General features: G+C 45.3%; 10 protein-coding genes. 4 read left to right on the top strand and 6 right to left on the bottom strand.

Annotated elements, in window-relative coordinates; all coding sequences use genetic code 11:
- Nucleotides 1-248: 248 nt before the first annotated feature.
- Nucleotides 249-1295, top strand: coding sequence for a stalk domain-containing protein (locus NSQ58_RS03450; RefSeq protein ID WP_068939079.1), 1047 nt, complete (start codon nt 249-251; stop codon nt 1293-1295).
- Between the two features lie 81 nt (nt 1296-1376).
- Here the strand turns inward: NSQ58_RS03450 and NSQ58_RS03455 are convergent, their stop codons facing one another.
- Together NSQ58_RS03455 and NSQ58_RS03460 are read right to left on the bottom strand one after the other, a co-directional pair.
- Nucleotides 1377-2174 carry a copper amine oxidase N-terminal domain-containing protein gene (locus NSQ58_RS03455; protein ID WP_068939081.1) on the bottom strand — a complete coding sequence of 266 codons (798 nt, stop codon included), beginning with the start codon at nt 2172-2174 and terminating at the stop codon, nt 1377-1379.
- Nucleotides 2175-2357: 183 nt separating this feature from the next.
- Nucleotides 2358-3461 carry a hypothetical protein gene (locus NSQ58_RS03460; RefSeq protein WP_075154909.1) on the bottom strand — a complete coding sequence of 368 codons (1104 nt, stop codon included), beginning with the start codon at nt 3459-3461 and terminating at the stop codon, nt 2358-2360.
- Nucleotides 3462-3765: 304 nt separating this feature from the next.
- Here NSQ58_RS03460 and NSQ58_RS03465 point away from each other — a divergent pair, with 304 nt between their 5' ends.
- On the top strand, nt 3766-6321 hold the full coding sequence (locus NSQ58_RS03465; protein ID WP_341056906.1) for a LamG-like jellyroll fold domain-containing protein: 2556 nt from the start codon (nt 3766-3768) through the stop codon (nt 6319-6321).
- Nucleotides 6322-6425: 104 nt separating this feature from the next.
- On the opposite strand, the gene NSQ58_RS03470 is transcribed toward NSQ58_RS03465, so the two are convergent.
- On the bottom strand, nt 6426-7607 hold the full coding sequence (locus NSQ58_RS03470) for an NAD(P)/FAD-dependent oxidoreductase (RefSeq protein WP_023990895.1): 1182 nt from the start codon (nt 7605-7607) through the stop codon (nt 6426-6428).
- 27 nt (nt 7608-7634) lie between these two features.
- On the bottom strand, nt 7635-8066 hold the full coding sequence (locus tag NSQ58_RS03475; protein ID WP_013312528.1) for a DUF1641 domain-containing protein: 432 nt from the start codon (nt 8064-8066) through the stop codon (nt 7635-7637).
- A gap of 500 nt (nt 8067-8566) precedes the next feature.
- Between NSQ58_RS03475 and NSQ58_RS03480 the strand changes: the two genes are divergently transcribed.
- Nucleotides 8567-8962, top strand: a complete 396-nt coding sequence (locus NSQ58_RS03480; protein WP_023990896.1) for a rhodanese-like domain-containing protein — start codon at nt 8567-8569, stop codon at nt 8960-8962.
- A gap of 24 nt (nt 8963-8986) precedes the next feature.
- Here NSQ58_RS03480 and NSQ58_RS03485 read toward each other — a convergent pair whose 3' ends face one another.
- Entirely contained in the window at nt 8987-9820 is an 834-nt protein-coding gene (locus tag NSQ58_RS03485; RefSeq protein ID WP_068939086.1) for an HNH endonuclease, read from the bottom strand.
- Nucleotides 9821-10084: 264 nt separating this feature from the next.
- On the opposite strand from NSQ58_RS03485, the gene NSQ58_RS03490 reads away from it, so the two are divergent.
- Nucleotides 10085-11578: an alpha-amylase gene (locus NSQ58_RS03490; RefSeq protein WP_023990898.1), complete on the top strand. Its 1494-nt coding sequence runs from the start codon at nt 10085-10087 to the stop codon at nt 11576-11578.
- 64 nt (nt 11579-11642) lie between these two features.
- On the opposite strand, the gene gpmA is transcribed toward NSQ58_RS03490, so the two are convergent.
- Nucleotides 11643-12392, bottom strand: coding sequence for a 2,3-diphosphoglycerate-dependent phosphoglycerate mutase (gene gpmA, locus NSQ58_RS03495; protein ID WP_025721385.1), 750 nt, complete (start codon nt 12390-12392; stop codon nt 11643-11645).
- Between the last annotated feature and the right edge of the window lie 27 nt (nt 12393-12419).

Consider the following 12419-nt stretch of genomic DNA (forward strand, 5'->3'; position numbering starts at 1 on the left):
TGGATAACCTCGACGCACTGTTTTACCAACAAGTCACGCTGTCTTGTGCAGCGGGCTTGTTTTGTGTTGTTCGGATACTTTTGGAAAAACTTTTGCGCAAACAGGGCAACTTTTACGGTTGCTGTTGCGTCTAACCAATATAAGCACAACCCATAATGACTCTCCAAGCTGTTGGATTTTGTAGGCATTAATGTTACTCTAGTCTATGAACCAGGCTATAATTCTTAAATAAAGGGGTAGACCAACGAATGAAATCACTGAAATCTATCAAAAAACCTGTCATCATCACTGCCGTATCCGCCTTGGCCATATCCGGGGCTCTTTTCAGCCAATCCACATATGCCGCACAAGTGACTAAGCCGATCCAAGCAGTATATAACAATATCAAAATCATCTACAACGGAACCGAGGTTCCTTATGATGCCAAAACAGAACCGTTCCTGCTGGATGGCGTAACGTATATCCCACTGAAGCTGGCAGGTACAGCTTTGGATAAAAAGGTAACATGGGATGGTACAAACAAACGCGTAGTCATTGCCGACAACGGCGTTCCGATTGATCAGTCTACAGTTACGGCGTTGAACAACCAGATTACGACGCTGACTCAAGAGCTCAACACAGCGAAAGCAGCGAACACGACGAAGGACGCTACCATTGCTCAATTGCAAAAAGACAACCAGACGCTAAAAGATGAAGCAAGCAAAAATAGCTCTAGCTCCTTGAAGGATCTTCAAAAGAAGCTGAACGATGATCACAGGGATGACTACAATACCAACTCGGATATCACTCTGGATGGTAACAAAAACGATATTACGGTGACCATCGAAATGACAAAATCCAGATGGACTGAGCTATCTGACAGCAGAAAGGAAAGCTTCCTGGAGGACATCGTGGAAGATATTTTGAAAGAGTATAAAGATGCCGATGTAGAGGGTACGGTTAAAAACTCTAGTAATAGAGATAAATTAGCAACCTTTACAACCAATAGCAGAGGCGATGTTACTTTGAAGGATGTAGCTTCTTCCTTGGATGCAAGTACGATTCAACGCGATTTGGTTAATAGATATGGCAATTACGCTGGCGTTGGCTTTGATTTCACAGTAAGAGGCGACAGCAGTGAAGCTAGCGTGGATGTATATGTAAAGACTGACGCTTGGAACAATACACTTACTAATGCGCAAAGAAACTCTCTTATAGAGAATGTTCTTTATGAGCTTAAAAACAGAAACTCGGTATCTCGAGTAGTGGGTAAAATTAAGTCTAGCGAAAACAGCAACACGATAACTTCGTTCTAAATCGCACTTTTTTCAAAAAAAGCGACAAAGGCTACAAAGCCTTTGTCGCTTTTTTATGATGTACAAGAAACATACATTCCACTACTTAATTAATCTGCCAACAGAAGTAATATATTTTATATAATCTTCATCCGCATTGGTCGTATCTATATTTCTCGTATAAACCAGATTACCAGGACTGGTTATTTTAACTTTGTAAAACATACTGGGTTTAGAATAAGGATTTACACTATAGGTCCCTTTGCTATAAACAATCATAGGATTAAAGTCAATTTGCTTGAAGGCGGGCGATAAGTCGCCCTCGTACATAGCATAAATATTCAATATGCCTTTCCTGCGATCCCAATCAAAGGAAGTAAGATCAAACGCATTCGCATCAATGACTTGGGCCAAGTCTTGTCCCTTAAACCTCATAAGAACTGGACTTTCCGTAAAGCTATCATGTCTTAGTTTCAATAAGCCACGTTTGGGATCCCACTCCATCTTCGCATCTGTATCCTTCAACAAAATGGATACCGGCAAAAACATCGCGTTGCTTTTCATGATGGGGACTGTGTCCATTGTCATCGGCTCACCGTTAACTGATATTTCGGGTGATCCAATCGTTGCCGCTACATTACGGTCCAACAGATCAACAGAAGCGGTTTTGTTCGCTGCATTATAAGTTACTTTGCCGCCCAGTATATCTTCAGCCACTTGGAGCGGTATAAGCAGTCTCCCCTTCTTATCCACAAAGGGTGATGCAGGGTAGGTGTATAGAACATAATGATCATTGACCTTCAGGTGTATGGGGGTTTGAGCTTGAGCTGATGCCAAATTCGAGTTTGCAGAAGCAAGACTTAGTACAAGCATAAGGCATATTAATAACCTGATTTTCATAATGCCCTCCTTGTTATTATTTAGGCTCAAAGCCAAAATTATGGTAGAGGAGTCCAGTTGAGTATGCTTAACATGGAAAAACATCTGCCAAACCACATTGTTGTAAGTCTCACCCAACAACAAAGGAAATGACAGATGCTATTCAGTATATTTTAGCTTGAGCCATTGTTTAACTAATTGTTCTTATCGGTTGTTGATCCACACACTTGGACCATAATGAGTAATATAATCGGCGGGCCAATCAATCGTACCGAACCACTGACTTCCATCCCAAAAAGAGTAATCCCGATAGTCATCCCATGGATAATAATAATCTGAATTGAATTTTGAGACTACCAATTCTGAAAACTCTCCATTGATAGAACTTCCATAGATATTGCTGCCATCAAAGTTTTTTTTCGCTATTGCCGTCACTCTCTTAACCGACATGGATGATAGGTCTGAAGAGTCAAAAGAGGTTTGCATAACGACGATGTCTCTGTATTTTGCTAACAGATAAGCGTTATAGGTACTATTATCAATATAAAATTTAACTGAATCATTTATGTCGTGATTTTTCCACGTCTCTAAAGAGTATTTGAAACCATTATTGTTCCTAATATACCCCTGCCATACTTCTCTGCCTGTTTGATAGGAAAATCCCCCCTCAATTCCCCGTCCATTCTTTGCATCAAAACCGTAATACATCCATGGCTGTTCGTTTGCTCCTAGGTACTTAGCCCTTGGCGTAATCACATTTGCATTAACCCCATCAAAACCATCATAATCCAATTGAACCCTTGAGAAAGTTCCCGTTGTCCCTCCACTCACTTGCGATGGAGTGGGATTATTTTTACTTGATATGGAAACATCATGATTGTTGCTTGGTTCACTCAAAGAGTTTGTTTTCATATAAGTAGCATCCGTTACACTATCTTCTTTTGATTCAACTTTATCCGCCATGCCTACATAACCCTTTTCTGAGCTGTATACTTCTCCATCGAGTGTAAGATATATGTATTCCGATTCGTTAAGCTTCTCCAGATTTTGTTTTAGATCACTATTATTCTTACTCTTTAGTGATGTGCTATCCGCTGTATTCAGTAGTTCAGCAATAGATGCTTTCGGGTTAACGGTGATCTTGTGTTCTTGAAGCTCATGGACTATGGCCCGCTGTTTGAGATTTTCAAAAAATGAAGCATCGTACGTACTAGATTTCGATTCCGCATAGGCAAGACTTCCCGAAAGTGAGGAGCACATGAGAATGGTTGCTAACCCCATGCCTAAAAACTTTTTTTTCCTAAACATACACAAACCTCCTAGTTATTTTTCGAGACTAGCATACTCCCGTAAATATATAACGTCAACCATAATTTATAAATTTTACCTAAAAAGAGAGTATAGTATTTTACATATCGTAGTGTATAGAAGGATCAACTACGTATCAAAAAAGAAAGTGTGGAGCAGTGGCGTCAAAGTCGCTTGGATGCTGAGACCCTCCTTATAGCCATATAATTCATAAATACATTAATAATACTCATAAATATAAAGGTATTTAGCAATGAAAGCAGAATATATCACTGTACTCCAATTCAGAAAGGGGCAAATGTGTATGATGAGAAGTTTTGTTAAACGTAAAGTCAGGAAAAGCATTGCAATAACACTAACATTATTATTAGCAATCGCAAGCGCACCATTAGGTGCAATAGACGCGGCGGCAACGGTGCCAGACCAAAACAAAAAGCAGGATGCGCCAACCTTCTCTAATGTATCGGTTCATGACCCTTCCATTGTCAAAGACGGTGACACTTATTATGTATTTGGGTCACATATCTCTGCGGCGAAGTCAAAAGATCTTACAAACTGGACTTCTTTTGCAAACGGTTACACCACGCCTGGAAACACACTTTACGGGGATTTATCGAAGAATCTGGCCGGATCTTTCGCTTGGGCGGGTGAGAATGATGCGGATAGTAAGGGAGGATTCTCGGTATGGGCGCCCGATGTATTTTGGAATGAGCATTATGTCAATGAGGATGGGACAAAAGGGGCATATATGATTTATTATAGTGCATCTTCCACCTACATTCGTTCCGCGATCGGCATTGCAGTTGCACCCAAAATCGAGGGTCCATATCAATATGTGGATACCATTATACACACTGGTTTTACGAAGGATACTGCTTTCGATAAAGATAGCAAGGTAGATAAAAAATGGACAAATACGCCGATTCAACAACTTATTAAGGAAGGCAAGCTTGAGGGGCCCAGACCGGGATGGTTTAATACCGATGGTTCTTATGCGAATCGGATGTTCCCAAATGCAATCGATGCAAGCGTTTTTTACGATGCAAACGGTCGCTTGTGGATGACGTATGGATCATGGTCCGGGGGAATATTTTTACTGGAGCTAGATAAAGCAACTGGCAAACCCATGTACCCAGGTAAAGATGGAACTACAGAAGACGGTCGGCTCATTGATCGTTATTTTGGCACCAAGATCGCAGGCGGATACGGTGAGTCAGGGGAAGGTCCGTATATTGAATACAACCAGGAGACGGGTTATTACTATTTGTATGTAACCTACGGCGGTCTTGCAGCGGACGGGGGGTATAACATGAGGTTATTCCGTTCCAAGAGTCCGACAGGACCTTATAAAGATGCCAAAGGACAGAATGCTGTTTTGCCAGCAAATACCAAAAATATAACTTATGGCAACAAGTTAATAGGTAATTTCTTGTTCGATAGTAAAATAGGTGACCCCGGTACAGGCACTGGCTACGGCTATGTTTCCCCTGGACACAATTCTGTATACACCGATCCTGCTACTGGACAAATGTTTGTCGTCTTCCATACCCGATTCCCTCATCAGGGGGAGACACATGAGCTGCGTGTACACCAAATGTTCATGAATCAGGAGGACTGGCCTGTCGTAGCTCCTTATCGTTACGGTGGCGAGACGCTTACAAAGCTAGATGAGAAACAATTCATTGGCGATTATCAATATATTAATCATGGCAGTGATTCTTCGGCTACGATCAAGAATACGCAATTCATTCAGCTTAAAGCAGATCATACCATTGAAGGCGATGTGCAAGGAACATGGCGCAAGTCGGGGGATTCGAATATCCAATTAACACTGGATGGTGCTGTATTGGATGGGGTGTTCTTAAGACAATGGGATCAGGTTACGAATCAATACATCCTGGCGTTTACAGTTTTATCGAATAAAGGTGAGATGGCTTGGGGCAGTAAGCTCCCTGATATGACCGATACGACAGTAGTGCACAGTGTGTATCGTGAATTAGATCTTGGCGATACAAGTCGGGTGACGGCTAGCCTGAATCTTCCGAAGGAAGGCAGTCGGCAATCCCGGATTACCTGGAAAACTTCAGACCAAAGCGTCATTACGGATACAGGTGAAATCAAGCGTCCAGGAATCGGAGAAAAGGCTGCATCTGCCACTTTGACAGCTACCATTACCAAGGGAGAACGTAGTCGGGACAAAATTTTTAACATCACGGTATCCCCTTATGAGAAGGCAACATTGACTGCGTCATACACGTTTGAAAATAATCTGGAGGATCAGCAAGATGCTTTTGCTAATGGCGAAGTTATCGGTGACCGAATCGATCGCCAGGGAGGGAGTGTGTCCTACGCTGAAGGCGTAAGAGGCCAAGCTGTAGTCCTTGATGGAAAGTCGGGCATTGCTCTGCCTGAAGGACTCATATCCAGCTCAGCATATTCCGTGTCACTGTGGGTAAAACCAAGCGAATTGACTCTGCATACACCAACTTTCTTTGGAGCTATGGATAGTAATCACTGGATTAGCCTTTTGCCCAGAGGACCTGAGAAGGATAACACAATGGTCTGGTCCGGCAGCTCATCTTGGTATACTGGCAGTACCGGCCTAAAGATCAAAACAAATGAATGGACACATCTCGCCTTCACTGTAGATCGTGGAATGTTAGCCGTGTATGTGAATGGAAAGATTCAATTTACCGGCTCAGGATTTCCAGATGTCTTTACCTCTAAATCTGGATCATTCAGCTTAGGTGTCAACTGGTGGGACCCTGCGTTCAAAGGATCTATTGATGAGCTGAGTATATTTGAAGGTGCGCTCCCCCCTGCACAGGTGGCGGAGTTAGCGAAGATGAAAGTGAATTAAGACTAATGAATCGTGAGTATCGCTAGTGTCGAAAAGAAAAGCTACAAAAAAGAGAGCGCTGAATAGCGCTCTCTTCCAATGAACCATATAAAATGTAAGAAATATTAATAGGCCAATGCAAAAAGTCCTTTGATGTGGGACAAGTAACGGATGTTACTGCCTTCCTTCATCAAAGTGGCTACAGCGCCTTTCAGTTGGGTGCCATTCGCGCCTACAGTACCAATCGCGTCTGTTCTGCCCAAGCTGCCCAGTGTACCGGAGAATACTGGTGTAAAGCGTTCCATTTTCGCTCCGTTGAAATAAGCGAAGATGTTGTAACCAACTAATTCGCCCATTTGCCAAGCCAACTGTGCAGTTGGTGGGTATGGACGCTCGCCTTCACTCGGGAACACCACTGCACTGTCGCCAGCGAGGAAGATGTCTTCGTGAGAAGTCGATTGCAGCGCACCATTCACAGTTGCGCGACCACGGTTTACTTCGATACCAGATGCGCCAACCAGTGCATTACCTTGTACGCCGCCTGTCCAGATCAGTGTGTTCGTTTTGATCGAACGTCCGTCTTTCAAGAGAACTTCGTCAGCTTTCATTTCTGTAATCGGAACACCCGCTACGATTTGAACGCCACGTTTTTCAAGGCTTGTTACTGCACGATCAACCAGTGGTTGAGGGAAGCCTGCCAAAATAGATGGTCCAGCTTCTACGCAATACAAGTTGATATCTTCGTAGTTAATACCTTTTTCGCGACAAATTGCAGGCAATTTGTCAGCATATTCGCCCACCAGCTCAACGCCAGTCAGACCGCCACCACCGATAACGATTGTAGCGTCCGCTTGGTTACCGGATTGCTTGTAAGCATCCAGACGAGCTTCCACATGTGCGCGAATGCGATTGGCTTCTGCCACTGATTTCAGCGTGAAGCTATGCTCTTGCAGTCCTGGAATACCGAAGTAAGCCGTTTCACTGCCCAGGGAAATAACGAGAGCGTCATAGCTCAACGTAGCGCCACTGGCCAAGGTTACTTTTTTATCGTCAGGCTTGATTTCGGAAACAGTATCCACTTTCAGGATAATTTCCTTGTTACGCAGCAGTTTTTCCAAAGGAAGCGCAACAGCTTTTTCAGCAATTGTACCTGCCGCCAAACGGTGCAGTTCCGTAATAATTTGGTGCGACGCAAAGCGGTTAACCACTGTAATGGTTGCTTGGCTAGCGTCCATATGCTGGCGTGCTGTAAGAGCGGCCAGCAATCCGCCGTATCCGCCGCCCAAGATCAAAATTTGCTTCGACATGTCCATCCTCCGTTCTTGATCAGGTAATTATTTGCTTTCGCGTTGGCGCTCATTCAGAATATCCAGGAAAGCCTGGCTGAAACGCAGCGTTTTTTGTACATTCGGATCTTTAAGCATTTTGAGCAGGCCAAACAGACCTACACTGCCGTCTGTAGTTTGTACACGGTCATTTGCTTCAATTGCAGCAGAAGCCAATCCTTTAGCCGAATCTGTAACAGGCTTCACAAACTCTCCCATGGAGCTTTTCATATCTCCGATAAAGACAGGGTCAGTCGCCAGACTGCGAGCTACATCATAAGCGTCGGTCATCAAAGTAACCATCTCAGTCAACTTGGGCAGATTTTCTACCAGCACGGTCAGCGATTGCTGAACCTCCGGTTTCATCAATTGGTCCAATACATCCCGAGACTCTTTGGTAGCTTCTTGTGTTACTGCCACCTCTTGTTGGTTTTCAGACATGCGTGAACGTCCTCCTTTACTGTGAAAATAGAAGTCCATTCCTTTCTCGTAACCTGTATCCATAAACTCTAGCAATAAAACGTGCATTGAATTCACGCCCTAAACATGCAAGAAGCACAGCTAAAACCGGCCTATACCCTAAAGGGCAAGACTGATTTATCGCAGATGCCAATTGTATATTGCTCAGACGGTATTCTGTTGTTACTGCTGCGGAATATCCCACGAAGCGCTCCTTCGTGACTACAACAGGCCGAAACGGAACCCTATACCTCTATATTACACCTTTCACAACACAATCGTCGAAGAAATTTTAAATTTGCACAAATTTCTGCAAAATTTTTATTGTTATTTTAGATAAAAATTAGAATAAGCTCGATTTTTGTCCAAGTTTCCCTTAAAAAAAGGGTCATTTTATGCTAGAGGAGGATAATAGAGAGCGTACGTTTCAGTTCGATAATATGAAAATAACACAAAATATATTCATACGGAGGTTTAAAACGATGGCTAAAACATTTGGAGATATGGTTCAAGAGGCGAGACAGCACGTTCAAGGCATTGATTCACAGGAGGCACGTCAGCGAATGGAGGCAAATCCTGATACATTCGTTATCGATGTACAGGACTCCCATGATGCAGGCGCTTGCGGTCTGATTCGCGGAAGCGCCAATATTTCATTGGGCATGTTGCCCATCCGCGCTGACTTGGAGGTTCCACAGGATTTGCGTGACGAACGTCTACGTGACCGCAACCGCCCGATTATCACCACTTGTGGGGCAGGCGGACAAGCTGCATTGGCAGCTTATACACTCCAGCAGATGGGCTTTACCAATGTAGCTTTTATCGAAGGCGGAACAACAGCCTGGAAGGAATCCGGCTTTGAAGTAGAACTGTACTAAGGGACCTACGCTCCAAGAATCGCCCTACGTACGTAGGGTGTCTTCAGAAGTATCAGGATTATCAGGTGCTTCGAAATCATCAGGAGACGGCTGCGGCACACCAGATTCAATGAACTCATCTACATCGCGGGCAGCCTTAACTTGATTGCATTCATTGCAAGCACATACACAATTGACCGGCGTCGTGTGCCCCCCTTTTGCCCGAGGCAGTAAATGATCAATCGTGTCACCGTAGTCTCCGCAAAAAAAGCAAGTATAGCGGTCACGCTTAAGCACATATTGACGAAATTCCTTGTTGCTATACAGTCTGCGCACGGTGTATGGATTAACAATCACCGCCATACGCTCTCTGACCAGGGTCATGGCCAGATCAAGCTCAATCTCTTGATGCCAGCGTCTCCCCTGGTCGGTTTTGCCTCTTAGCCGAATCATGCCATTGCGATTGAGCCGCAATGCCCGGGTATCCGCAGGCTTCAGCCTGCTAAGCAGATGCCGAACCCGTTGCCGGTGGCGCTCACGCGCTTTATCCGTGACCAGCTTCCTGCGGGGGCGTTGTGCCTCCATAGGTAGTGGCGCCTCCAGGCTGTGCGCAGCCGTATTTGCTTCAAGGCTATGCTGCGTCACGGGAGCAGCCGAGGGGTTCGTTTCCTCGCCGGAAGGAGCGGACGTAGCCGCACGTTCTTGCGGAGCCGGGGCCAACCCTCGGCAGGAACGGCAAGGACCACGCCGTGAATAAGGACCAGCCCGGCGACCCGTTCTGCGCTGAAAGTCCGTTAAAGGTTTCATTTCCTGACAATACGTACATTTTTTAATCAGCGGTTTGCTCGCTTCATCCTTGTTCTGCTGCGGTTCTGTCACGTCCACCCCTCCTTTCCTCTGTTGCTCGTGCTTTACGGTTTTCACCAAAACCCGAACTATTGTTAAGTTAGATTCATTTTACCGTTTTCACGTTCCCTTTTCTAGCTACCCGAGTCGTTGGGAACACTTAGGTATAACAAATTTTAATGATTTAGCATACGTTATACAGCGATCCTTGTTCTTCATTCAGCATCATATTGACCGTCTGACGTTTAGCCCCCCTCACTTGGTGGGTAACTTGTTATATATGAAGGAGGGACGCACATGAAAAGGAACCATACGATGATGCAATTTTTCGAGTGGAATGTCGAAGCTGACGGTTCTCACTGGAAGAAGCTTACCCGCCTGGCACCGGAACTGAAGGCCAAAGGAATTGACGCGATATGGATTCCACCTGTCACCAAAGGCCAATCGCCCGAGGATACGGGATACGGCGTCTATGACCTTTATGATCTGGGCGAATTTGACCAAAAAGGTGCGGTGCGCACCAAATACGGAACCAGGGAAGACCTGCTGGAGGCTGTTGCCGCCTGCGTTCGCCACGGTGTGGCCGTCTATGTCGATCTGGTTATGAACCATAAGGCTGGCGCGGATGAAACCGAAGTGTTCAAGGTCGTCGAGGTCAATCCGGATAACCGCAATGAGGTCATTTCCGAGCCCTTTGATATCGAGGGCTGGACTAAATTTACGTTCCCCGGCCGTCAAGGTCAGTATTCCACATTTCAATGGAACTTTGAACATTTTAACGGAACCGATTACGATGCAAGCCAGGACCGGACAGGAATCTATCGTATTTTAGGTAAAAATAAAAGCTGGAGCGAAAATGTAGATGATGAATTCGGCAATTATGATTATTTAATGTTCGCCAATATTGATTATAATCATCAGGATGTGCGCAAAGAGATGATCCGCTGGGGCAAATGGCTGGTAGATACTCTGCAATGCAACGGATTCCGTCTGGATGCAATCAAGCATATTAATCATGAATTTGTACGAGAGTTTGCTACAGAAATGATAAAAAAACGCGGGCAGGATTTTTATATGGTAGGCGAGTTTTGGAAACCGGATCTGGAATCGTGTCAAAAGTTCCTGGATACCATTGATTATAAAATCGACCTATTTGACGTATCCCTCCACTACAAACTACATAGCGCTTCCTTGGGTGGCAAGGATTTCGATTTAAGCACCATTTTCGAGGATACGCTTGTTCATACCCATCCCCTGAACTCGGTTACTTTTGTCGATAATCATGATTCCCAGCCGCATGAAGCGCTTGAATCCTGGGTGGAGGACTGGTTCAAGCCCAGCGCCTATGCACTTATCTTGCTGCGCAAGGACGGTTATCCCTGCGTATTCTATGGCGATTACTACGGCATCCAGGGACAAACGCCCGTCAAAGGCAAGCAGGCTGAGCTAGACCCGCTTCTATATGCCCGATACCATAAAGCTTATGGTGAGCAAAAAGATTATTTCGATGATCCCCATACGATTGGATGGGTTCGTCAAGGCGTGCCTGAGCTGGAAGGCTCCGGATGTGCTGTGGTGATCACCAACGCAAATGACGGAGAAAAGCGCATGTTCGTAGGCAAACAACATGCAGCGGAAGAATGGATAGATTTGACCGGGCGTCACGATCATACCGTAAAGATTGAGCAGGATGGCTACGGCATATTTCCCGTTCGTGCCGGCAGTGTATCGGTGTGGGCACTTCCCGCAGAGGAAGACAGCCAGGAAACAGAAGAAGAAGCGAACGCTTAATCTATACCCAACACAAAGAGGACAGGATGCGAGGAAGCGCCCTGTCCTCTTTGTGTATGGAAAGTCACTCCGTTACCTTGCTTTGGTTGGCCACAGCCTGCTTCTTAGCCTCTACATGACTCGGATCACCGAGATAAAAGCGCCGTATGGGATCTATATGCTCATCCAGCTCGTACACCAGGGGAATGCCTGTGGGAATATTCAAATCCAGCAATGCGGTTTCGTCCAGATTCTCCATATACTTGATTAAGGCCCGCAAAGTGTTACCATGTGCAGAAATGATAACTCGATCCTTTTTGAGAATCAAAGGTACAATCCGCTGCTTCCAAAACTCACCGACCCGATGCACTGTGTCCTCCAGACTTTCCCCAAGCGGCAGCTCTTCTGGCTTAATATTGCGATAACGCTCTTCCCGATGCGGACTCCGCTCGTCCTTCTCATCCAGCATGGGTGGCCGCACTGTTAGGCTACGCCGCCAGATATGAACCTGCTCCTCGCCGTATTGCACGGCGGAATCCAGCTTGCTAAGCCCTTGAAGAGCACCGTAATGGCGTTCATTCAGCTTCCATGACTTCTGCACAGGTATCCACAGATGATCCAGCTCATCCAAGATGTGATACAGCGTGCGGATAGATCGTTTTAGCACAGAGGCAAATGCCAAATCAAACGTATATCCAGCCTCCTTGAGAATACGTCCCGCCTCAATGGCCTCATGAGTCCCTTGTTCAGTCAGGTCCACGTCCGTCCAGCCCGTAAACAGGTTTTGTCGGTTATACACGCTTTCTCCATGCCTAACCAGCACCACTTGATACATACACTCACTCCTCTCCTGTCTGTCTTT

It is taken from the genome of Paenibacillus sp. FSL M7-0134, from assembly GCF_038007865.1.
GTDB lineage: Bacteria > Bacillota > Bacilli > Paenibacillales > Paenibacillaceae > Paenibacillus > Paenibacillus polymyxa_B.

Excerpts from the sequence above, each read along its gene's own strand:
- NSQ58_RS03450 (WP_068939079.1), top strand. The coding sequence starts at position 249 with ATGAAATCACTGAAATCTATCAAAAAACCTGTCATCATCACTGCCGTA.
- NSQ58_RS03455 (WP_068939081.1), bottom strand. The coding sequence starts at position 2,174 with ATGAAAATCAGGTTATTAATATGCCTTATGCTTGTACTAAGTCTTGCT.
- NSQ58_RS03460 (WP_075154909.1), bottom strand. The coding sequence starts at position 3,461 with ATGTTTAGGAAAAAAAAGTTTTTAGGCATGGGGTTAGCAACCATTCTC.
- NSQ58_RS03465 (WP_341056906.1), top strand. The coding sequence starts at position 3,766 with ATGATGAGAAGTTTTGTTAAACGTAAAGTCAGGAAAAGCATTGCAATA.
- NSQ58_RS03470 (WP_023990895.1), bottom strand. The coding sequence starts at position 7,607 with ATGTCGAAGCAAATTTTGATCTTGGGCGGCGGATACGGCGGATTGCTG.
- NSQ58_RS03475 (WP_013312528.1), bottom strand. The coding sequence starts at position 8,066 with ATGTCTGAAAACCAACAAGAGGTGGCAGTAACACAAGAAGCTACCAAA.
- NSQ58_RS03480 (WP_023990896.1), top strand. The coding sequence starts at position 8,567 with ATGGCTAAAACATTTGGAGATATGGTTCAAGAGGCGAGACAGCACGTT.
- NSQ58_RS03490 (WP_023990898.1), top strand. The coding sequence starts at position 10,085 with ATGAAAAGGAACCATACGATGATGCAATTTTTCGAGTGGAATGTCGAA.
- gpmA (WP_025721385.1), bottom strand. The coding sequence starts at position 12,392 with ATGTATCAAGTGGTGCTGGTTAGGCATGGAGAAAGCGTGTATAACCGA.